This is a genomic window from Rhizobium oryziradicis (genome assembly GCF_001939045.1).
Taxonomy (GTDB): domain Bacteria; phylum Pseudomonadota; class Alphaproteobacteria; order Rhizobiales; family Rhizobiaceae; genus Allorhizobium; species Allorhizobium oryziradicis.
The window spans coordinates 266,483-288,281 of the sequence record NZ_MKIM01000028.1; the positions used below are offsets into that span (position 1 = coordinate 266,483).

A 21,799-nucleotide genomic window follows, 5' to 3' on the forward strand; every position below is an offset into this window, starting at 1 on the left:
CTTGGTTCACCAAAAATACGAAATTGGATAGCGCATGAGCCGAATGGACGACAAATTGCTGGAACTCAATCAGCCTCGGCTTTGGTCTGGTGTGAACGCCTTTCGGACAGATCCGCTGCTTGTTGATCTGACAAGCGCGATGAACAGAACATTGCGTGACGATTTTGATGTGATTGGTCGCTATGTCACCTCCCACGAAGCCCAAGAGCTGGCCCGCATGGCCAATCAAAGCCCGCCCATTTTGCACACCCATGGCCCGCGCGGTGAACGCCTTGATATGGTGGAATATCATCCCGCCTGGCATGCGCTCATGCGCCGCTCCATGGCCGCAGGCTTGCATTCTTCCGTGTGGGAAAACCTGCCGGATGCGCGTGGCCAAGACCATAAAGCGCGTGCTGTGCGGTTTTATCTCACCGCACAGCTTGAGTGCGGCCATCTCTGCCCGCTCACCATGACCAGCGCCTCGGTGGCGGCCCTGATGGCATCGCCACGGGTGCAAAATGAGTGGGCACCCAAAATTCTGTCGCGCAAATATGATTCGTCCAATCGCTCCGCCATGCAGAAATCTGCCGTGACGCTGGGCATGGGCATGACCGAAAAGCAGGGCGGCACCGATGTGCGCGCCAATACCAGCACGGCAACAAGAGTAGGCGAGGGTATTTACCGGCTGTCTGGCCACAAATGGTTCATGTCTGCGCCGATGAGCGATGCGTTTGTGATGCTGGCGCAAATGCCGGAGGGCATGGGCTGTTTTCTGGTGCCGCGCCTGTTGGAAGATGGCTCGGCCAATGGTCTGCAATTCCAGCGCTTGAAGGATAAGGTTGGCAATCGCTCCAACGCGTCGTCGGAAGTTGAATTTACCGATGCCTTTGGCTTTTTGCTGGGGGATCCCGGTGCCGGAATTCGCACCGTGCTGGAAATGGTGACACTGACGCGACTGGATTGCGCGCTGGCCTCCGCCGGCATGATGCGTGCTTCCATGGCAGAGGCTGTGCACCATGTGCGTGGACGCTCGGTGTTTGGCAACAAGCTGATTGACCAGCCGGTGATGACCCGTGTTCTGGCCGACATGGCCCTTGATGTGGCCGCCGCCACGGCGCTTTCCTTCCGTCTCGCTGAAGCGTTTGACCGGGCGCGGGATAATCCGGCCGATGCGGCCTATGCCCGTGTGATGACGCCGGTGGTGAAATATTGGGTGTGCAAAATGGCACCCCCACTGATTTATGAGGCGATGGAGTGTATTGGCGGCAGCGGCTATGTGGAAGAACGCGCCATTGCGCGGCACTACCGCGAAGCCCCGGTCAACGCCATCTGGGAAGGCTCCGGCAACGTCATGGCACTGGATGTGCTGCGGGTGCTGGAACGCGGCAAAGACCTGTTTGAAATGGTCTTTGCGTCGCTGGAGCGGGATCTCGGCCCATCGGGCAAGAAAACCATTGAGGTTCTGCGCGCCGCCATGGCGCTGTGTGAGCGCGATGAAGGGGCTGCCCGCCTGCTGGTCGAGCAAATGGCGCTGGCGGCAGCCGCAGCCGAGCTTTACCGCATGGGGGCGGGCAAGATCGCCGACGCGTTCCTCGAGTCGCGCCTCACAGGCGGCTGGCGCAATACCTATGGCGTGCTGGATGCGCGCTTCGATTGTCGCTACCTGATTGATTTGCTCTATCCGGCTGTGGATTAATACCAAGAGAGATTGATAATTTCACTTGGTATTCCTCTTGTAATGTCTTCAAGGCGAGGGTGGGTCTGTCGCATCCAACCTTGCTACAAGATGAGGGATTATCAATGGCTCTACCCCGTATCGACATTGTTGAAGACAACGCGACACCGCAGCAAAAGGCATCAATTCTTGATGCCCTGCAAGAGTATAACAACAAAGCAGCCCGACCAAGTTTCAGCGCTGATTTTTCCATTTTACTGCGAGATGCGACGAGTGACGATGTTGTCGGTGGTTTGTCAGGTCAATCCTTTTATGGCTGGACCTTTGTCAAGTTTCTGGTGGTGCCAGAGATCTATCGCGGCCTAGGCCTCGGTCGGCAATTGATGCTGGAGGCTGAGACGCTTGCGCGCCGCCACGGCAGCGAAGGCATCTGGCTCGACACGTTTGATTTTCAGGCCCGGCCTTTTTACGAAAAACTCGGCTTTTCGGTGTTTGGTGAATTAGAAGCGGGTGAACAAGCACACGCCCGCTACTTTCTCAAAAAGCGGTTCTAGAGTCTGTCTGCTTTTTGTTCGTCAAATGAAGCTAGAAAACCGGCAAAACTCGGGGCTTATACATTGAAGGCCGCAACATCTGATATGATGTTCCGGCCTTGTGTTTTTTTCACTGCATAATTCGGTGTTGCAGCGCCCTGCGTCATAGGTGGCGCACGGCGCTGTTATGTTGGATTAAACCGGTATTCAGGCAACCCGGCGGGCTGGCACGTTCGTGCGGCCGGTAATTTCGAAGCGCATGACCATATCGCGCAATGTATTGGCTTCATTGCTGAGGATGGAGGACGCAGCAGAGGTTTCTTCCACCATGGCCGCATTTTGCTGGGTCATTTGATCCATCTGGTTTACGGCGAGGTTGATTTCCCGAAGGCCAGACGCCTGTTCCTGAGCGGAGCGCGAGATGTGCTGAATAAGCCCGTTGATAGACTGAACTTGTTGCGCAATCCGTTCCAGTGCGGTGCCGGTTTCACCCACGAGGGATACACCTTGCTGCACCTGCTCGCCCGAAGCGCTGATCAATTGCTTGATCTCTTTGGCGGCTTGGGCTGAACGCTGTGCCAACTCGCGCACTTCCTGTGCAACCACCGCAAAACCCTTGCCTGCTTCGCCGGCACGGGCAGCCTCAACACCGGCATTCAGCGCCAGAAGGTTGGTCTGGAAGGCAATCTCGTCGATCACGCCAATAATTTGAGAGACCTTTGTTGCAGAATCTTCAATGCCTTGCATAGCCTGAACGGCACGCTGCACAATTTGGCCGGAGCGATCAGCGTCAGCGCATGTGGTGTCCACCTTGTGGGCGGCCTCACTGGCATTTTTGGCGCTGTCATTGAGCTTTTCACCAATTTCACCCAAAGCGGCGGCCGTCTCTTCAAGGCTGGCGGCTTGTTGTTCCGTCCGCTTCGAGAGTTGGTCGGCGCTGCGACTGATTTCGCCGCTGCCGTCATTGATCGTGTGAACGGTCGTATTCAAGCGGGCAATGGTTGATTCCAGACTGTCGACGGCGGAATTGAAATTGTCACGCAACTCGGCGTAGGAGCCGGGGAAGGCATCATTGATACGATAGGTCAAATTGCCGTCAGATAGTTTTGACAAGCCACGAGCGAGCGCTTCAACCACACTGCGCTGCATTTCGGCGGCGGTAGCCCGCTCGGCTTCTGTTTGGCTGCGTGCAACTTCTGCAGCCTCGCGCTGGCTTTGGCTGGTTTTTTCGAGCAAGCGTCCATCGGCCAGCTTCAGGCGGAAGGCATCAAGGGCCGTGGCCAGTGAGCCAATTTCATCGCCACGGTTCTGGCCCGAAACAGGCTCATCATAGCGACCAGATGAAAGATTGCCCACCTCAGCTAAAAGGGCTGTCATGGGACGCTGAATGAAGACACGGGCGGCCATGAACAGAGACAGGATAACGGCTGCCAAAATAACCAGCCCGCCAACCACCAAAATAACCGTCTGCTCATTCACGATAGCCGAAACCGCTGTGACAGGAACATCTTCAATGACAAACCACCGGGTGTTGAGGCCCGGCAAATCGAAGGGGTAAACAACGCGATAGACAGATTGTTGATCGACACCCACGACATTATGGATAATGGTTGTCTTGCCATCCTTGATGGCAGCTTTGATCTGTTCAGCACCTTCAGATGTATATTCTTTCATGACAAGATCATCTTGCGGCGCGGTGAGCCACTTGCCCGTTGCCGACAGCAGGTAAACCCGCCCGGTGCCAAATGGGCGCTCGTCTTTCAGCGATGCAGCCAACGTGCCCAAACCAATGTCAACACCCAAAACACCTTTGACAGCGCCATTGACAATCACAGGCTCGCCAATGCTCATCATCAACAGATTGCCGGCAGAATCCTCAACGTAAGGTTCTGTCGCAAATGCCTTTTTGGTCTTGGCTGGCATGTCATAATAGCTTTGTGTGTAATCAATGTCGTCTGGCAAAACCAGCTTGAGGCCGTTGGCGCTTCTGGTCCAATAGGGGGTGAACTGACCAGCTTTATTGGTACCTTGCTGCGGATCTCCCGCTGGTCCTTGCTTTCCATCAAAACCGTTTTTGGCTTCGAGAAGCCATGACCCAAACACCAGATCGAATTGCTCAATCAACTGGGGTAACATTCGCGTTACCATTGATCGTTCCAAAGTCCCGGCTTCCAGTCCTTTTTGAACCGCGCCATTCATCGATTTTGTCGCACCTGACAATGCCATAATTTTTGCCGTAAAACCGGCTGCGGTGGATTTGGCATCTGTCGTCGCTTGTTGCAGCGTCATGGATGTCGCGCGTTCACGCACTTGCGTAATCACAAAAGCAAATGTGACAACGAGTACGAGAGCAATTGCGATGGTGCTTGCGAGGATGAGTTTGAAGGCAAAGGATTGCTTGAAAAACGCGTGCATCTGGAGCCGAGTTCCTATCGTTAGTCACAATTGCTTCACAGCGGCGTGACAAGGGAATACATTTGATCATAATTGCTTCAAAATCATGAAAATACTCTAAATTACCATGTTGGGATATGTTTTGGTCGCGGTGCGCTGCGGCACTTTATATGTGCGGCATTATCGCTCCTTGAATCGATCCCGATTGAAGGAGCGATGCAGGCGTATGGCGCAAAGACCTGAAAGCGATACGATGTCTATTCTGAGGATGTGAGGCTGTGTAAGCGATCCAGCGCGCCTTGAAGAATGAAGCTGGCGGCGGCCGAATCAATGCGCTCGGCCCGCTTGGCGCGGGATACATCCATTTCCAAAAGTGCGCGGGTGGCTGCCACGGTGGAGAGGCGCTCATCCCAAAACACAAAGGGAATATCGGTCTTGTCGGCCATGGCACGCACAAAGGCGCGGGTAGCCTGAACACGTGGGCCGGAAGAGCCATCCATATTGGTTGGCAAACCTATAATAAAGGCGGCGACCTTTTCTTTCTCGGCAAAGGCGAGCAAAACCTCGGCATCCTTGGTGAATTTCACGCGCTTGATCACCGGGCGAGGGCTTGCAAAACGTCGGCCCAAGTCTGACATGGAAAGGCCAATGGTCTTGGTGCCAAGGTCCAATCCGGCAATGGCTTGGCTGGGCTTCAAGGTGGTGGCCAGTTCTTCAATTGTCAGCGTTGCCATTCTGTCTCTCAATTGTGAATTCAGTGTTCATCTCTTTTCTTGCCTGCCTTATGCCATATGTTCTGCCATCGGAACCATTTTTATCAGCCTACGAGGACGCCCCCATGAAAATCACCTGGCTTGGACACTCCGCTTTCCGCTTGGAAACAGCGAAAGCGACCATTCTGATCGATCCATTTTTTAACTATAATCCCAGCTTTGCGGGGCAAGACGTTAAAGATGTCACCAAGGGACTGACCCATATTTTGCTCACCCACGGTCATGGTGACCATGTGGGCGATACGGTCGCCATTGCCAAGGATACGGGCGCAACCGTGCTGGCCAATGCCGATCTGGCCGCCTGGCTTGGCGCTAAGGGCGTAGAGAAGATCGAAATGGGCAACACCGGCGGCACTATTGATCTGGGTGGCTTCACGGCCACCTTCACCAACGCGCTGCATTCCTCGGCGCAGATCACCGAGGATGGCGTCTCGCACGCACTGGGCAATGCCAACGGCCTGATGCTGCATTTTCAGGATGAGGCATCGCTTCTGCATATGGGCGATACCGATATTTTCTCGGATATGGCGCTGATCAACGAATTGCACCAACCGGACATCGGCATTGTGCCGATTGGCGACCGCTTTACCATGGGCGGTGCCGTGGCGGCTCTGGCTTGCCAGCGCTTTTTCAACTTCAAGACCGCGATTCCCGCCCACTACGGCACGTTCCCGATTATTGACCAGACACCGGACAAATTCATCGCGGGCATGGAGGGAACCAAGACCAAGGTGCAGGCTCCAAAGCCCGGCGAAACGCTGTCGATCTAAAAATATCACCACTTACCCCCGGATTTTACGATTCGGGGGTGAATTTCTGGCTCAACAAAAGTGCTCCCCGTTGCGCCTGCGCTGTTCGGCCATTATAGCGGGTCTGATAATCGATCTGGAGAATGCCGATGTCCGTTGATCTCGCTACTGTAAAGCGCGTTGCCAAACTATCCCGTATTGCTCTTGCCGATGATGAGGCAGGAAAGGTGATGGATGAACTCAATGGTATTCTGGGCTTTGTCGAGCAACTGTCGGAAGTCAATGTGGATGGCGTCGAGCCGATGACATCGGTGATGCCGATGGCCATGCGCAAGCGCGCAGATGCCGTCACCGATGGCAACAAGGCTGACGACATTGTTGCCAATGCGCCGCAAACGGACCGCAACTTCTTTATGGTGCCGAAGGTTGTTGAATAGGCCTTTGCCTTTGCCCACCTTCATCCCACAATATTCGACGCATAAACCGTAAAGCGAACAAATTCATGAGCGAACTGACCAGCCTCACCATTGCGCAAGCCCGCGAAAAGCTTGTTACCAAGGACATCACAGCCGTTGAGCTGACCGATGCCTATCTTGGCGCTATCGAGGCTGCCAATGGGGCACTCAATACCTATGTTGCGGTAACACCAGAGATTGCCCGTGATATGGCCAAGGCATCAGATGCGCGCATCGCCCGTGGCGAAGCCGGGGTGCTGGAAGGCATTCCGCTTGGTGTGAAAGACCTGTTCGCGACCCGCGATGTCCACACCCAGGCCTGCTCGCACGTTCTTGATGGTTTTAAGCCAAAATACGAATCAACCGTGACCCAGAACCTGTGGAATGCCGGTGCTGTGATGCTGGGCAAGCTCAACATGGATGAGTTCGCCATGGGCTCGTCCAACGAAAACTCTTATTATGGTCCAGCCGTCAACCCTTGGAAGGCCAAGGGCTCCGATGAAAAGCTGGTGCCCGGTGGTTCGTCCGGTGGTTCTGCGGCAGCCGTGGCAGCAGGTTTGTGCGCAGGTGCGACCGCAACCGACACCGGTGGCTCAATTCGCCAGCCAGCTGCCTTTACCGGCACGGTTGGCATCAAGCCCACTTACGGCCGTTGCTCGCGCTGGGGCATTGTTGCCTATGCGTCTTCGCTGGATCAGGCAGGCCCAATTGCACGCGATGTGCGCGATGCCGCTATTCTGTTGAAATCCATGGCGAGCATTGATGAGAAAGACACAACATCGGTTGATCTTCTTGCGCCCAATTATGAAGATGCCATTGGCCAGTCGATCAAGGGCATGAAGATCGGTATTCCCAAGGAATACCGCGTTGATGGCATGCCGGAAGAAATTGAAGCGCTGTGGCAGCAAGGCATTCAATGGCTGAAAGACGCCGGTGCCGAGATTGTTGATATTTCTCTGCCCCATACAAAATACGCTCTGCCTGCCTATTATATCGTGGCAACGGCAGAGGCCTCTTCAAACCTTGCTCGCTACGACGGTGTGCGCTTTGGCCTTCGCGTCGATGGCAAGGACATTGCCGACATGTATGAAAAGAGCCGGGCCGCAGGCTTTGGCAAGGAAGTGCAACGCCGTATCCTGATGGGCACTTATGTGCTTTCGGCGGGCTATTACGATGCTTATTACCTGCGCGCTCAGAAGGTTCGCACCCTGATCAAGCGTGACTTTGAACAGGTGTTTGCCGCCGGTGTGGATGCGATTTTGACGCCGATCACCCCATCCTCTGCCTTCGCCATTGGTGACAAGGAATTGGCCGCCGATCCGGTTAAAATGTATCTGAATGATATTTTCACCGTGACGTTGAACATGGCGGGCCTTCCCGGCATTTCTGTGCCTGCTGGTCTGGATGCCAAGGGGCTGCCGCTTGGTCTGCAATTGATTGGCAAGCCATTTGAAGAAGAAACCCTGTTCAAAACCGCCCATGTCATCGAGCAAGCCGCCGGCACATTCACCCCCGCCAAGTGGTGGTAACACGTTTACGCTGCGTTTGATGACAGCGGCTGACCACGATATGGTTGGCCGTGTCGGCTGGGAGGCCTGGCGATCGACCGGGCCTCTGGATCGCGGCTTTGCCGATCCCAAGGTCGCCCAGAGGGTAAAAGATGCCTTCTTGCGTTTTCCCTCAACCACCAATGGTCATGTCGTCGTTGCCGACATGGACGGCCAGGTGGTTGGCTGGGGTGCCCGTGAAGATGAACCCGATTATATTTCGGACATATGGATCGCGCCTGATTTTCAGCGCCGTGGTATCGGTGCCGCTCTGGTTGAGCATTTTTGCGCTGTGATGGGCAACGAGGGACTGCGGCAGGCGCGCATAGCCACCCACCAGAAAAATTATTCGGCAATTGCCCTTTATAAGCGCTGCGGTTTTGACATTGCCTGGCAGGGCATGGAGCATGATTCCATTATGGGTCTGGAGCTGCCCAAAGTGCGGCTGAGAAGGCTGTTGTTTTAGCTTGTCATAGCCGCTCTCTCCAATTTTATCGTGTGTAACGAAGTTTGCCGCTCTGGTGTATTTATGATCCGGGTGATTTACTGCGATCAAATTGCGGTGAGGGGCGAATGGCAAGGATTCGTGGTGCCCATTCTGACGAGGCCAATATCTTGGCAGACATTGGCTTGCGTGCCTGGGAGCAGGCGATGCTGTCGGTTGGCGATACAACCGCCATGATGGATAATGCCCGCAGTGCGTTTCGAAATTTCACCCGCTCGGGTTTGAGCGCCATCACCGTGGTGGAGCACGCCGGACATGCCGTTGGCTGGGGTGCTCGCGAAAATCACGATGACAAGATTACTGATTTCTGGATTGATCCCGGGCAACAGAAGCGCGGCTATAGCAAGCTCCTGCTGGATGCCATTGAGCGCGACATTGTTCATCGCGGCTTTGAGCAAGCGCATCTGGAAACCCACGCGCGCAACAAGCAGGCGGTCAGCTTTTTTCAACACCACGGCTACAGTGTCCACTGGCTATCGGTGGTCTATAACCCCAAGCTGGACCGTGATGTGGAAATGGTGGGGATGTCGCGCCGCCTGGTCGAATTGCCAAATTTGACCTATGGCCCCGGCGGCGCGTTTGAATAATACGTTCAGGTCAGACGGTTGGTCAGGCAGCTGGCTGGCACAACATAGGCTTTGATTTTTCGGCCCGCCAGATAGCCGGTGGCAGATGTCAGGTTTGCTACAGGATCGACAATCGTGCCATGGCAACTGACATTTTCTTCCGTGACAAAGATCACGGGTTCATCGCCGCTGGCTGAGGTCAGCGGAAATTCCTGCTCATAATAGTTATTGGGAAAATCACCATTGCTGCGGGCGCGAATGGTGAAGGGCTCGTCCCGGAGCGTGTAGAACAGGTCTGCCAGAATATCGCGATTGTCGGCCACAATGGTTGCGGTTCCAGAGCGGCCAGCAGCAGCGGCAATGTTCCAGCTCAGATCCGCGCGTCCAAGATAGCGGTTGAGAACCGGCTTGCCATTGGGCAGGGTTATCTGGTGGGAGTAGACCGCGAGAAATGGAAAAATAATCGAGGTAATGCCGTTAATGACCAGAGATGTGGTCAGCAACCGTTCTTTGGCCTGCAAAAGATAAAAGACGGCAAGAATAACCCCTGCGGCATAGGCTGTTGCTGCCCAATTGGCATAGGCGTGTGAGATAAGTGCTTGAACAACAATCACCAGTACAATTGGCCAAGACAGGATGAACAGGTGCTTTTCGGTGGTGTTAGCTTTGCCGCGCACCAACCGGTAAAACACCATCACCATGGCACCAAACAACACGGGACCGATCACGCCAAACTGGCTGCCAAAGAAAGCCGCCGCATCATCGAGGTGAAAGTTCAGGCCATGCCAATCGGCATTGTCTGAGGTGTGCTTCAGCGTGGCACCGCCATTGGCCATATTCCACCAGATATTCGGGGCAATCACCACAATGGTCGCAAAAATCGCCAGCGCTGTATCGCGCAGCGCCATGCGGGCTTTGGGAATAAAAATCGCAGACAGGATGGCGGTTGCTGCAAAATACAGCATGGCATATTTGGAAAGCGTGCCAAAGCCGATGCACACGCCCATGAGCAGGGCGAGGCAAACGGAGCGGCGCTCAATCAGGTAGGAGTAGCACAGCAGTGTCAGCGCCAGAAACGGAAACAGCACCGTATCGGTTGACATGAAAATGGATGACAGTGCCACGCCCGGCAATGTTGCATAGGCAATGCCCGACCAAGCGCCCACCTGGCGAGAGCCTGTGAGGCGTGTGCCAGCCGGAATGAGAATCAAAGCTGTGATCATGTGAAGAATGGGGCTTCCCACCCGCACCCAGAAGATCTCTTGCGAGCCACCCAACCACGTAAAAAAATGAATGATCCAGGCAATCATCGGCGGTTTGGAATAATAGCCAAACGCCAGATGCTGCGACCACATCCAGTATTGCGCCTCATCCACAAACAGATTGGTGGTGTCATAGCGCAACATCACAATCCGAAAAGCCGTGATGGCGAGAATGAGGATAAGGCTGATACGGAGGTTCATGCGGATCATGGATCAGGTCACTTTTTACGATTCGGACGGCAAGTCAGTCTTGCGACCTTGATGAAGCAGCATCAGATTGCGGATATAAACGACAATGCCGAGCACTTGTCCCAGAATGATGATCGGCTCGCCACGATGAATGCCGTAAGCCAGCAGCATGATGCCGCCGATGACCGAGAACCACCAGAAAGCAGCCGGAATGACCGAGCGCTTTTCTTTCTCTGAAACCAGCCACTGGATGATAAAGCGCAGAGAAAACATCAACTGCGCCACAAGGCCCAGCGCCAGCCACATGAAGTCGGCAAAGCTGTTGATTTTGAGATAGGCAAGAATGTCATTCATGCGGATGGTCCAATGTTGTGCGGGCGCACGCGCTTGCGCCGTTTGATCAACCAGCTGACGCCAATCAGGTCATGGATACCGACAAGCCCGCGCTGAAGATTGTTATAGTTTGACGAACCGGCATGGCGATGCCGATGGCTGACATCGACATGGGCAACCTGCCAGCCATAGGCTGAAAACAGCGCCGGAAGATAGCGATGCATGTGATTGAAGAACGGCAGATCCAGAAATGCGTCGCGCCGGAAGGCTTTCAATCCGCAGCCGGTGTCACGGGTATTGTCTTTCAAGATACGCTGACGAATGCCATTGGCCAGTTTGGAGGCAATTTTTTTCGACCATGTATCCTGCCGCTTTTCGCGCTGACCTGCCACAAGGCCAAGGGTGGGCGAGGCATTTGGAGCCAGCAAAGGTGCGACCAGCCTTGGAATTTCGGCAGGCGGATTTTGTCCGTCGCCATCCATGGTGCAGATAATGGCTCCGCGCGCCGCTTGCACGCCCGAATGCACGGCAGCGGATTGGCCACCCGATGAGGCATGGTGCACAACGCGCACCCACGGCTTCACCTTTGCGGCGGCCTGAAGCCTGGCAAGCGTTGCGTCGGTTGAGCCGTCGTCAATGAAGATCGCTTCGAAATCATCGCCCTGACAGGCGGCTTCGATTTCTCCAATCAGCAGATCAATATTGTCGGCCTCATTTTTCATGGGCACGACAACAGAGAAGCGGGGCGAGGTTGTAGCTGTCATTTATATGTCCAATGACTTTGAGAATTGCCGCCCCAATAGCCTGTTTTAAGAGGCGCGTCATCCGCCTTTACGGCCTGTTCACGGGGCATTGGTGCCATTTTTAAGGCGGCATCCTATTTTGTGATGAATATTGGTAAATTCAGCACGCTTGAATGGCTTGATCTTTGAGACGCTGCACGCTCTGTCTTGCACCTTGCGCCCATTTGCTCTAACCGGAAAAGTGAAAATCCACCCGCCAGAGTATTTGCGCTTCTTTACGAATCGCAGCAACACTCTAGCCCCTGTTTTACGCAATTCTCTCACAGAGCGCCGCTCTCGCGTTTTGCTGGAATTGCTCGAAGAAGAGCCTGTCATGACCCTTGTCGATACCCGCACACCCGACCCAAAACGCCTGATCCCCGGCGCCACCGGCGACTGGGAAATCGTGATCGGCATGGAAGTGCATGCGCAAGTGACCAGCAACTCCAAGTTGTTTTCCGGCGCATCCACCACATTTGGCAATGCGCCAAACTCCAACGTGTCTTTGGTGGATGCTGCCATGCCCGGCATGTTGCCGGTGATCAATGAGGAATGCGTAGCTCAGGCTGTGCGCACCGGCCTCGGTTTGAAAGCCCAGATCAACAAGCGCTCGATTTTTGACCGCAAGAACTATTTCTATCCTGACCTGCCGCAGGGCTATCAGATTTCGCAGTTCAAAGACCCGATTGTCGGCGAAGGCAAGATCATCATCTCGCTTGGGCCAGACCGTCAGGGCAATTTCGAAGACATCGAAATCGGCATTGAGCGGCTGCATCTGGAGCAGGACGCTGGCAAGTCGATGCATGACCAGCATCCTACCATGTCTTATGTGGATTTGAATCGCTCTGGCGTGGCGCTGATGGAAATCGTTTCCAAGCCCGATATGCGTTCATCCGATGAAGCCAAGGCCTATATGACCAAGCTCCGCTCGATTGTGCGCTATCTTGGCACTTGCGATGGCAATATGGACGAAGGCTCCATGCGCGCCGACGTCAACGTTTCCGTGCGCAAGCCCGGTGGCGAATTTGGCACGCGCTGCGAAATCAAGAACGTCAACTCCATTCGCTTCATCGGTCAGGCCATTGAGTATGAAGCACGGCGTCAGATTGCCATTCTGGAAGATGGCGGCGTGATTGATCAGGAAACCCGCCTGTTTGATGCGGCCAAGGGCGAAACGCGCTCCATGCGCTCCAAGGAAGATGCGCATGACTATCGCTACTTCCCTGATCCTGATCTGCTGCCTTTGGAATTTGACGACGCCTATATCGCTGAGCTGAAAAAGGGCCTTCCCGAACTGCCAGACGATAAGAAGGCCCGCTTTGTCGCAGACCTTGGCCTGTCGGTTTACGATGCCTCGATTCTTGTGTCTGAAAAGGCCATTGCCGATTATTACGAGGCTGTGGCGGCTGGTCGCGACGGCAAGACGGCAGCCAACTGGGTGATCAACGACCTCTTGGGTGCCTTGAACAAAGCCAGCAAAGGCATTGAAGAGACTCCTGTTTCGCCTGCCCAGCTCGGCGGCATTATCGACCTGATCAAGAACGAGACCATTTCGGGCAAAATCGCCAAGGATCTGTTTGAGATTGTCTGGAATGAAGGTGGTGATCCGGCTGAGATCGTCGAGAGCCGTGGCATGAAGCAGGTGACAGACACCGGCGCGATTGAAAAAGCTGTGGATGAGATCATTGCCGCCAACCCGGATCAGGTTGCCAAGGTGCTGGCAAAGCCAAGCTTGGCTGGCTGGTTTGTGGGCCAGGTCATGAAGTCCACCGGCGGCAAGGCCAATCCGCAGGCCGTGCAGGCACTTGTGAAGGCAAAGCTTGGTATTGAGGAGTAAGCCAGATGTTTTTTGTGCGCACCGCCAGCGAGCGTGATTTGCAACAGGTGCGCACGCTTCTGGTTGAAACCTGGCATGCCACCTATGACGGCATTTATGGTGCCGCCAAGGTGCAGGAAATCACCGATAGCTGGCATTCTCCAGCCGCCCTGAAAGCCAAGTTGGCCAAAAAGGGCGGTGAATTTCTGGTGGCCGATGATGGCAAGCGCATTGGCGGCATGGGATTTGCGTTCATGGCCGAGGATATGGCCAAGACAGCACTGCTGCGCCAGCTTTACGTTCATCCCGATCTTCAGCGTCAGGGAATCGGTCGCGATCTTTTTGCCGAGCTGGAAAGCTGTTTTCCTGATGCTGAGGTCATGCGGCTGGAGGTCGAGCCGAAGAATGCGGCGGCGATTGCGTTTTATGAAGCCCATGGCTTTGTTGAGGTTGATCGCATCAAGAATTGCGGTGTGGCGGACAGTGGTCTGGAAGCCATTGTGATGGAAAAGCCACTCGTATGAGCGCAAAAGACACCTCCGCACTGGTGATCCGGGTGGCACAACGGATCGATGTTCCGGCTATCGTTGCGCTTTTTGCGGCTGACGACATTGGTGGTCATGGCGACACCACGGATGCTGCCGCTCTGCCGGATTATGTTGCGGCATTCGAGCGAATCTGCGCCTCTGCCAATCAAACGCTTTACGTTGCCGAGCAAGATGGTGCGGTGGTTGGCACGTTTCAAACCATGCTTACCACCACCATGACCGGGCGCGGCTCATCTTCGATGATCATCGAGGCGGTGCAGACGAGGGCCGATTGCCGGGGGCAGGGAATTGGTGCGCAGATGATTGCTTTTTGTCTCGCAAAGGCCAAAGAACAGGGCTGTGCGAAAGCGCAATTAACCTCCAATGCCGCCCGGTTGGATGCCCACCGATTTTACGAGCGACTTGGCTTTCAAAAGAGCCATTTCGGCTTCAAGATCAAATTGAAATGAGGGGAGGTTTGTCTTGAAACTCTGGACAAGCGCATCCCAAGGCGTCATAAGCAAGTGACAATTGAAAGCCGCCGCAGTGACGGGCGGAGCCGAGGATAAGACATGAAGCAGCTTCTGTTGCAGATTTTCACCTGGTGGAATGGCCAGACAATGGGCACCCGTTTTTTCACCTGGCGCCATGGAAAGCGCGTCGGTGAAGACGAAATGGGCAATATTTACTACGAGGGCACAATGACCAGCTTTGGTCTGCCGCGCCGTTGGGTTGTGTATAAGGGCTATGCAGAAGCCTCTGCTATTCCTCCGGGCTGGCACGGCTGGATGCATTATCGCACCGATACGCCACCCACCAAGGAAACCTATGTTGCACGCGCATGGGAAAAGCCTCATCAAGCAAACTTGACAGGCACTGCGGCTGCTTATCGCCCTCAAGGGTCGATTGCTGCCAAGGGCGAACGTCCTGCTGTGACAGGCGATTATGATGCATGGACCCCCGGTTCCTGATCACATATCATTGAGTGCGCCGCTGGTGTCGTGCCAGCGGCTTTTCTCTTCCGGCTTTTGCCACAATGTTACGGTAGGCAACATGGCCTGCCACATGGCTTATCACCTTCAAAGGTAAAGCACCGGAACATGCGACAACAGATGCATGGAACCGAAACACAGTGGCTTTTTGAATGCCGGAGACCGTTAGGAATGAAGTCTGTCATGCAGGGTAAATGGTTGCTGAGAGCGGTCTTTGTTGGAGCGGCTGTATCTTTAATGGCAACAGTGCCTGCGCGGGCTGCCCGGATTGAAAATGCCGTTGCAGTGTTTTCCGGTCTCGATAAAATCACTGGGCGCATTACCGAATTTGATGTCTACATGAATGAGACTGTGCAGTTTGGTGCGCTTCAGGTCACACCTCGGGTGTGCTACTCTCGCGACGATAGCGAAGCCCAGCACGTGGATGGCTTTGTGCAGGTTGATGAGATCACCCTTGATCGTCACATCAAACGGATTTTTTCGGGTTGGATGTTTGCTGATAGCCCGGCGCTGAATGCCATCGAGCACCCGATTTATGACGTGTGGTTGAAAGACTGCAAGCAAACGTCCACCGTGCCAAAGCCGGCGAAATAAACGTACATCATCAATTGGCGCTGCCGCAGTTTGATCTGCCCCATTGTTTCAACCTGAAATCCACCAGGATTTGGGCAATCAAGCTGGTGGCGACATCACCTCGTCTGCTGTCAGAAAAGGCAGGTGCTTTGATGCCATCGCCGCTTGCAAAACAGTCTCATAAACGTCTTTTGGCATATCAATCGCCCCAAAGGTCTTGAGGTGATCTGTGGTGAATTGCGTATCCAACAGCACAAAGCCTTGAGCTTTTAATCTCTCAACCAGATAGACCAGTGAAATTTTTGAGGCGTTGCTGCGTCGGGAAAACATGCTTTCGCCAAAAAAGGCAGCCCCCAGAGATACACCATAAAGCCCGCCAACCAATTCATCGCCCTCATAGGCTTCCACACTGTGGGCGTGGCCCATATGGAACAGGGCGGTGTAAAGATCGCGGATTGTCTGGTTGATCCAGGTGCTGGGCCGATCCGGGGCGGGTTCGGCGCATTTGTCCAGAACCTGCTCAAACGCTGTATCGAAGCGGATATCAAACGGCTTTTGCCGGATCGCTTTGGCAAGGCTTTTCGAGATGTGGAAATCGTTGAGCGGGATGATGCCGCGAACTTCCGGCTCGACCCAGAAAATCTCCGGGTCGTCTGCCGATTCGGCCATGGGAAACAGACCGATAGAATAGGCCCGCAGCAGGATCTCCGGCGTGAGACTGGGGTTCCTGCTGCGTTTTCGGCCCATTTATGTCACCTTATTTTGCGCTATCGGCCAGATAATGTTCCAGCCAATGAATGTCATAGTCGCCGCTCTTGATGCTTGGATTGTCGACCAAATCCTGAAACAAGGGAAGCGTTGTTTTGATGCCGTCGATCACGAATTCATCCAGCACGCGACGCAGACGCATCATGCATTCTTCGCGGGTGCGCCCATGCACAATCAGCTTGCCGATCAAGCTGTCGTAATAGGGCGGAATTTTATAGCCCGCATACACGCCCGAATCCACCCGAACGCCAAGCCCGCCCGGCGCATGGTAATGCGTGATGGTGCCGGGAGAGGGGGTAAACGTGCGGGGATCTTCAGCATTGATGCGGCATTCGATGGCATGGCCACGAAACACCACTTCATCCTGCGTTACAGAGAGGCCAGCGCCAGAGGCAACGCGGATCTGCTCATAGACCAGATCAATGCCGGTGATGGCTTCCGTGACCGGATGCTCCACCTGCAAACGGGTGTTCATTTCAATGAAATAGAACTCGCCGTTTTCATAGAGAAACTCAATGGTGCCAGCACCACGATATTTGAGCTTGCGCATGGCATCGGCGCAGATTTCGCCAATTTTCATGCGTTGCTCATTGTCCAAAGCCGGGGAGTTTGCTTCTTCCCAAACCTTCTGGTGACGGCGCTGCAAAGAGCAATCGCGTTCGCCAAGGTGGATGGCATTGCCTTCGCCATCGCCAAACACCTGAATTTCGATATGCCGTGGCTGACCGAGGTATTTTTCCATGTAGACGGCGTCATTGCCAAAAGATGCAGCGGCTTCCTGACGTGCGGCAGCCACAGCTTCTTCGACTTCGCTCTCGTTCATCGCCAGCTTCATGCCGCGTCCGCCACCGCCTGCGGTGGCCTTGATCAGCACGGGAAAACCGATTCCCCTAGCGATTTCCAAGGCATTCTCTGGCTTCACTTCACCGTCAGAACCCGGAACGACCGGGATACCCAGCGACTTTGCGGTTTCCTTGGCAGTGATCTTGTCGCCCATCAGGCGAATGTGATCGGCGGTCGGTCCGATAAAGGTGATGCCATGGGCTTCGAGAATATCGGCAAACTTGGAGTTTTCCGACAAAAAGCCATAGCCGGGGTGAACCGCATCCGCGCCGGTGATTTCGCAGGCCGCAACAATCTGATGAATGTTCAGATAGCTGTCACGCGAGGAAGGCGGGCCAATGCACACACTTTCGTCCGCCAGGCGCACATGCATCGCATCGGCGTCAGCGGTGGAGTGCACGGCAACAGAAGCGATGCCGAGTTCTTTACAGGCGCGTAAAACGCGAAGGGCGATTTCGCCCCGATTGGCGATGAGGATTTTTGAAATGGCTGGCATGGGCTTACTCGATAATGACCATGGCTTCGCCATATTCAACCGGGCTGGCATCGCCGATCAGAATTTCAACGACTTTACCCGCGCGTGGCGAAGGGATCTGGTTCATGGTCTTCATGGCTTCGATGATCAGCAACGTCTGGCCTTCCTTCACCATTGTGCCGACTTCGATGAATGGGCGTGCACCGGGAGCCGACGCCATGTAAACGGTGCCAACCATGGGAGCCGTGACCGCCTTGGAAAGATCGCGGGCAGGGGCAGCAGCGGGCGCTGCAACGGCTGCAGGAGCCGCCGCCATGGGGGCAGGAGCCTGCGCATAGGCCTGCATCTGCGGCATCACCATCTGCTGCGGTGCTGTGCGCGACACGCGAATCTTGACATCGTCCTGCGACACTTCGATCTCGGTCAGATCGGTCTCGTTGAGAATATTTGCCAGTTCGCGAATGAGCGCCTGATCAATGCCGTTTTTCTTGTCTGCCATGGAGGTTATCCCTGAATTTCTTGTTTTATCGTGTGAGGTTATCAAGCGCTTGCAGCGCCAGGATGTAGGAATGCGGCCCAAAGCCACAAATGACACCCTTGGCGGCGGGGGCTATCATGGATGTATGCCGGAATTCTTCCCGGGCATGGACGTTCGAAATATGCAATTCGACAACCGGAACAGAGATGGCGCGAATAGCATCATGAAGGGCGATCGACGTGTGGGTGTAGGCACCCGCGTTGAGTGCCACGCCCACGGCGCTATCACCAGCTTCGTGGAGCCAATCCACCAACACGCCTTCATGATTTGTCTGGCGAAAATCCACCACAATGTCATGGGCTGCGCCGAAGCTTAAGCAATCGGCGTGAATGTCCGCCAGTGTTTTGCCACCATATATCCCAGGCTCTCGCTTGCCGAGTGCATTGAGATTGGGGCCGTTCAGCACGAAAATGGTTCTGCTCATCACTTGTTCCGTCGTGTTTTCGACCGCTCCCTATAGACTGCCACGGCTTTGAGGAAAAGCCCCCCCGCCATATGAGGGGCAAACCTTGCCCATTTATTGGCATCTATGCGCGATTATCTGGTGTTACGAGCAGGTGGTTTTGCCGCAAGCGCGCACGTTGGCAACCTTTTGTTGCAAGGCTTCTGCACCAATTGCGCCAGAAATGACCTCATCTCCGATGATATAGGCTGGCGTGCCATTGATTGCGAGTTTCTGGGCCAAAGCATAGGTCTGCTTCAAATTTGTGTCATCCGTGTTGGCCTTCATGGTCTTGCGCAAGGCGGCTTCCGTCACGCCAAATGCTGCGGCGTCGTCAATGGCGCTTTGCTCTGTTGCGCGGCTGTTGCTGCCAAGAATGGAGCGGAAATAGGCCGGGTATTTTTCCGGAGCGAGTTGCCGGAAGGCGTCAGAAACCCGGTGGGCGGCAACAGAATCCGGCCCCAAAATCGGGAATTCTTTCAGCACAAACCGAATGTTTTTGTCCTTTTTCAGCATTGTTTCCATATCGGGCAATGCGTGGCGGCAATAGCCGCAATTATAATCAAAGAACTCGACGACGGAGACGTCGCCTTGTGGATTGCCAAGCGAGACATCGTCTTTGGAGTGGAAAATTTCCTGCTTGTTCTGTGTCACGGCGGCCGTGGTTTGGGCCGCACGCGCGGCTTCCTGCTTTTGCTCCAAAGCGGCCTGTGCATCGAGAAGCACTTCCGGATGCGCGATCAGATATTCTTTGATGAAGGCTCCGAATTCTTCTTTCTGCTTGTCATCCAGCGCATAGGCGGATGAACCAAACGCTGTCGTGGCAATCAGCAAGATTGCCAGTGCTGTGCGGGAGAGAATCGTCTTCATATCAGTCCTTTTTCAAAGCGCGACATCGTCAGCAACATGATGCCATTCTGCACCTGTTTGCCAGTCGGATTGCTGGCAATCCAGCCAATTTAAAGGCTTTTCCAAGGAAAGCTGGAAAAGAGTAGGAATTCATCGCGTCATTCTTGTGAATACCGCGCACTTGCACAATGGTTTGAACCTGAATCGGGTTAAGGCACACAAGGCGTATCCGCTATAAACTGTGATAGTGTCCTGTGTGCATTTATAGAATACAGGGCACCGCAAGACACGACATGCGCATTTATAAGTCCCTCAAGTGCAGGAAAGAGTTCTGTTTTGGTCATTCTCTCCAACCGTAGTTCCGTTGATCCCTTTCACGCCATGGATATTTTGGCTGAAGCCAACCGAATGAAGGCGGCGGGCCGCCCGATTATTTCACTTGCCGTGGGCCAGCCGAGCGCGAGCGCGCCTGAGGCTGCCATTCAGGCGGCGGAAGTTGCGTTGCGCACCGGCCAGATTGGCTACACGGATGCCCTTGGCCGCGACGATCTGCGCCGGAGCTTGGCAGATTACTATCAGAGCCGCCATGGCACTGCGGTGGATAGCGCCCAAATCATGATCACCACCGGATCATCAGCCGGGTTCAATCTGGCTTTTCTGGCGTTGTTTGATGTGGGCGATGCGGTGGCTATTGCCCGGCCCGGCTATCCCGCCTACCGCAATATTTTGAAGGCCTTGGGATTGGTGGTGATTGAGGTTCCGGTGGGTCCGGAGACGCAGTACACGCTGACCCCGGAAAGTCTGGAGCGCGAAGCGCGCGCCGCTGGCGTGCGCCTGAAAGGCGTGTTGCTGGCAAGTCCTGCGAACCCGACGGGCACTGTCACGGGGCGCGAGGCGCTCGAGCGACTTGCGAGTTGGTGCGATGACAACAAGGTCACCTTTATCTCGGATGAGATTTACCACGGGCTCTCCTATGGCGTGGATGAGGCAAGTGCTGTGGAGTTTGCGCCCAATGCCATCGTCATCAATTCCTTTTCGAAATATTATCGCATGACTGGCTGGCGCATTGGCTGGATGGTGCTGCCAAAATCCGTGGTGCGTGCCGTCGAATGCGTGGCGCAAAGCCTCTATATTTCGGCACCGGAGCTGTCGCAAATTGCCGCAACCGCAGCGCTTGGCGCGGGTGAGGCGCTGGAAGGCTATAAAGCAGATTGCAAGGCCAATCGTGACTTCTTGCAAAAGCGCCTGCCGGAGATTGGCCTTTCCCTGCTGTCGCCGATGGATGGTGCTTTTTATGCCTATGTTGATGTCAGCCGATTTACCAATGACAGCATGGCATTTGCCAAAAAAATGCTGTTGGAGACCGATGTTGCCGCCACGCCGGGCCTGGATTTTGACCCGCTGGATGGCCACCGTGCCATGCGATTTTCCTATGCCGGAACATTGGCTGAGATGACGGAGGCAACCGATCGCCTTGGTCATTGGTTGGAGAAATTATAACATATCGTCAAAAGGTTATGAGGATTTTCGGATTCAAACTCTGATCAGGTTGAATCATTGTGTGAACGACTTGAATCAGTTTCAGAAGACCATGTGTCACAACGCCAGAGGTGGATATGACGGTGATGAGTCAAAGGGACATCGTGCCTGTGCTGGAAACGCAGCGTTTGCGTTTGCGCGGCCACGAAATTGAAGATTATGCGGCATCTGCCGCCATGTGGGCGGATGACCGGGTGGTGCGGTATATCAGCGGAAAGCCCTCAACGGCTGCGCAATCGTGGTCACGCATCTTGCAATATATCGGACATTGGCACGCTCTCGGGTTTGGATATTGGGTAGTTGAAGATCGCGAAACCGGCGCGTTTCTCGGCGAGGTCGGATTGGCAAATTTCAAGCGGCAGATCACACCGTCGATTGATGGTATTCCTGAAATTGGCTGGGTGCTGGTGCCGGACGTTCACGGGCGGGGCCTAGCAACAGAAGCTGTCTCTGAGGTGCTGAAATGGGCCGATCACCATTTTGAGCAGGGGAAAACGGTGTGTATTTTTGATCCCCAGCACATTGCTTCAATCCGGGTGGCGGAAAAGAACGGTTACGTCTGGATGGCAGATGCAGATTATATGGGATCAGAGGCGGTGATCATGCAGCGGTTTCGCGCACTGTAAGGGATTACGCAGCAGAGCGCACAAACAAAAACGGCCACGCAATGCGTGGCCGTTTCTTTAAAAATA

24 protein-coding genes are annotated in these 21,799 nt (G+C 54.6%); 14 read left to right on the forward strand and 10 right to left on the reverse strand.

Translation table 11 applies throughout. The features are described from left to right. Positions 1 to 34: 34 nt before the first annotated feature. The gene (locus BJF95_RS16710) at positions 35 to 1,678 is read left to right on the forward strand and encodes an acyl-CoA dehydrogenase family protein (RefSeq protein WP_075640592.1); all 1,644 of its coding nucleotides are present in this window, start codon (positions 35 to 37) and stop codon (positions 1,676 to 1,678) included. 104 nt (positions 1,679 to 1,782) lie between these two features. Then, the gene (locus BJF95_RS16715; RefSeq protein WP_075640593.1) at positions 1,783 to 2,211 is read left to right on the forward strand and encodes a GNAT family N-acetyltransferase; all 429 of its coding nucleotides are present in this window, start codon (positions 1,783 to 1,785) and stop codon (positions 2,209 to 2,211) included. Positions 2,212 to 2,397: 186 nt separating this feature from the next. Here the strand turns inward: BJF95_RS16715 and BJF95_RS16720 are convergent, their stop codons facing one another. Further along, entirely contained in the window at positions 2,398 to 4,605 is a 2,208-nt protein-coding gene (locus tag BJF95_RS16720) for a methyl-accepting chemotaxis protein (RefSeq protein WP_139317543.1), read from the reverse strand. Positions 4,606 to 4,841: 236 nt separating this feature from the next. Beyond that, positions 4,842 to 5,318, reverse strand: a complete 477-nt coding sequence (gene ruvX, locus BJF95_RS16725; protein WP_075640594.1) for a Holliday junction resolvase RuvX — start codon at positions 5,316 to 5,318, stop codon at positions 4,842 to 4,844. 104 nt (positions 5,319 to 5,422) lie between these two features. Here ruvX and BJF95_RS16730 point away from each other — a divergent pair, with 104 nt between their 5' ends. The 5 genes from BJF95_RS16730 to BJF95_RS16750 all read left to right on the forward strand — a co-directional run bounded on the left by BJF95_RS16730 (position 5,423) and on the right by BJF95_RS16750 (position 9,200). Continuing rightward, on the forward strand, positions 5,423 to 6,127 hold the full coding sequence (locus BJF95_RS16730; protein ID WP_075640595.1) for a metal-dependent hydrolase: 705 nt from the start codon (positions 5,423 to 5,425) through the stop codon (positions 6,125 to 6,127). Positions 6,128 to 6,255: 128 nt separating this feature from the next. Then, a complete protein-coding gene (gene gatC, locus BJF95_RS16735; protein WP_075640596.1) occupies positions 6,256 to 6,543 on the forward strand; it encodes an Asp-tRNA(Asn)/Glu-tRNA(Gln) amidotransferase subunit GatC in 288 nt (95 codons plus the stop codon). A 65-nt stretch (positions 6,544 to 6,608) separates the two neighbouring features. Then, positions 6,609 to 8,090, forward strand: a complete 1,482-nt coding sequence (gene gatA, locus BJF95_RS16740) for an Asp-tRNA(Asn)/Glu-tRNA(Gln) amidotransferase subunit GatA (protein WP_075640597.1) — start codon at positions 6,609 to 6,611, stop codon at positions 8,088 to 8,090. Between the two features lie 19 nt (positions 8,091 to 8,109). After that, positions 8,110 to 8,574: a GNAT family N-acetyltransferase gene (locus BJF95_RS16745; RefSeq protein WP_075640598.1), complete on the forward strand. Its 465-nt coding sequence runs from the start codon at positions 8,110 to 8,112 to the stop codon at positions 8,572 to 8,574. A 107-nt stretch (positions 8,575 to 8,681) separates the two neighbouring features. Next, a complete protein-coding gene (locus BJF95_RS16750; RefSeq protein ID WP_075640599.1) occupies positions 8,682 to 9,200 on the forward strand; it encodes a GNAT family N-acetyltransferase in 519 nt (172 codons plus the stop codon). Between the two features lie 5 nt (positions 9,201 to 9,205). Here the strand turns inward: BJF95_RS16750 and BJF95_RS16755 are convergent, their stop codons facing one another. The 3 genes from BJF95_RS16755 to BJF95_RS16765 are packed head-to-tail and all read right to left on the reverse strand — an operon-like array spanning position 9,206 to position 11,727. Then, positions 9,206 to 10,651 carry an ArnT family glycosyltransferase gene (locus BJF95_RS16755; protein WP_245297355.1) on the reverse strand — a complete coding sequence of 482 codons (1,446 nt, stop codon included), beginning with the start codon at positions 10,649 to 10,651 and terminating at the stop codon, positions 9,206 to 9,208. A 15-nt stretch (positions 10,652 to 10,666) separates the two neighbouring features. Then, entirely contained in the window at positions 10,667 to 10,984 is a 318-nt protein-coding gene (locus BJF95_RS16760) for a lipid-A-disaccharide synthase N-terminal domain-containing protein (RefSeq protein ID WP_075640600.1), read from the reverse strand. Further along, positions 10,981 to 11,727, reverse strand: coding sequence for a glycosyltransferase family 2 protein (locus tag BJF95_RS16765; protein ID WP_075640601.1), 747 nt, complete (start codon positions 11,725 to 11,727; stop codon positions 10,981 to 10,983). Before BJF95_RS16765 ends, BJF95_RS16760 begins: the two co-directional genes overlap by 4 nt. 352 nt (positions 11,728 to 12,079) lie before the next feature. Between BJF95_RS16765 and gatB the strand changes: the two genes are divergently transcribed. The 5 genes from gatB (at position 12,080) to BJF95_RS16790 (ending at position 15,674) form a co-directional block, all read left to right on the forward strand. Continuing rightward, on the forward strand, positions 12,080 to 13,582 hold the full coding sequence (gatB, locus tag BJF95_RS16770) for an Asp-tRNA(Asn)/Glu-tRNA(Gln) amidotransferase subunit GatB (RefSeq protein ID WP_075641097.1): 1,503 nt from the start codon (positions 12,080 to 12,082) through the stop codon (positions 13,580 to 13,582). A gap of 5 nt (positions 13,583 to 13,587) precedes the next feature. Beyond that, complete coding sequence (locus BJF95_RS16775; protein WP_075640602.1) at positions 13,588 to 14,085, forward strand: GNAT family N-acetyltransferase; 498 nt, start codon at positions 13,588 to 13,590, stop codon at positions 14,083 to 14,085. After that, positions 14,082 to 14,558: a GNAT family N-acetyltransferase gene (locus tag BJF95_RS16780; protein WP_075640603.1), complete on the forward strand. Its 477-nt coding sequence runs from the start codon at positions 14,082 to 14,084 to the stop codon at positions 14,556 to 14,558. The genes BJF95_RS16775 and BJF95_RS16780 overlap by 4 nt, the downstream gene beginning before the upstream one ends. A 102-nt stretch (positions 14,559 to 14,660) precedes the next feature. Then, positions 14,661 to 15,059 carry an NADH:ubiquinone oxidoreductase subunit NDUFA12 gene (locus tag BJF95_RS16785; RefSeq protein ID WP_075640604.1) on the forward strand — a complete coding sequence of 133 codons (399 nt, stop codon included), beginning with the start codon at positions 14,661 to 14,663 and terminating at the stop codon, positions 15,057 to 15,059. Positions 15,060 to 15,263: 204 nt separating this feature from the next. Then, positions 15,264 to 15,674, forward strand: a complete 411-nt coding sequence (locus BJF95_RS16790) for a DUF2155 domain-containing protein (RefSeq protein WP_425348708.1) — start codon at positions 15,264 to 15,266, stop codon at positions 15,672 to 15,674. 78 nt (positions 15,675 to 15,752) lie between these two features. Here BJF95_RS16790 and aat read toward each other — a convergent pair whose 3' ends face one another. The 5 genes from aat to BJF95_RS16815 all read right to left on the reverse strand — a co-directional run bounded on the left by aat (position 15,753) and on the right by BJF95_RS16815 (position 19,589). Next, positions 15,753 to 16,400 carry a leucyl/phenylalanyl-tRNA--protein transferase gene (gene aat / locus BJF95_RS16795; RefSeq protein ID WP_075640606.1) on the reverse strand — a complete coding sequence of 216 codons (648 nt, stop codon included), beginning with the start codon at positions 16,398 to 16,400 and terminating at the stop codon, positions 15,753 to 15,755. A 10-nt stretch (positions 16,401 to 16,410) separates the two neighbouring features. After that, entirely contained in the window at positions 16,411 to 17,760 is a 1,350-nt protein-coding gene (gene accC, locus BJF95_RS16800; RefSeq protein ID WP_075640607.1) for an acetyl-CoA carboxylase biotin carboxylase subunit, read from the reverse strand. 4 nt (positions 17,761 to 17,764) lie between these two features. Next, entirely contained in the window at positions 17,765 to 18,238 is a 474-nt protein-coding gene (gene accB, locus BJF95_RS16805) for an acetyl-CoA carboxylase biotin carboxyl carrier protein (RefSeq protein ID WP_075640608.1), read from the reverse strand. A 25-nt stretch (positions 18,239 to 18,263) separates the two neighbouring features. Next, positions 18,264 to 18,701, reverse strand: a complete 438-nt coding sequence (gene aroQ, locus BJF95_RS16810) for a type II 3-dehydroquinate dehydratase (protein ID WP_075640609.1) — start codon at positions 18,699 to 18,701, stop codon at positions 18,264 to 18,266. A 123-nt stretch (positions 18,702 to 18,824) separates the two neighbouring features. Continuing rightward, positions 18,825 to 19,589: a DsbA family protein gene (locus BJF95_RS16815; RefSeq protein ID WP_075640610.1), complete on the reverse strand. Its 765-nt coding sequence runs from the start codon at positions 19,587 to 19,589 to the stop codon at positions 18,825 to 18,827. 315 nt (positions 19,590 to 19,904) lie between these two features. Here BJF95_RS16815 and BJF95_RS16820 point away from each other — a divergent pair, with 315 nt between their 5' ends. Continuing rightward, complete coding sequence (locus BJF95_RS16820) at positions 19,905 to 21,068, forward strand: pyridoxal phosphate-dependent aminotransferase (RefSeq protein WP_139317544.1); 1,164 nt, start codon at positions 19,905 to 19,907, stop codon at positions 21,066 to 21,068. A gap of 125 nt (positions 21,069 to 21,193) precedes the next feature. After that, positions 21,194 to 21,733 carry a GNAT family N-acetyltransferase gene (locus BJF95_RS16825; RefSeq protein WP_075641099.1) on the forward strand — a complete coding sequence of 180 codons (540 nt, stop codon included), beginning with the start codon at positions 21,194 to 21,196 and terminating at the stop codon, positions 21,731 to 21,733. Positions 21,734 to 21,799: the final 66 nt, after the last annotated feature.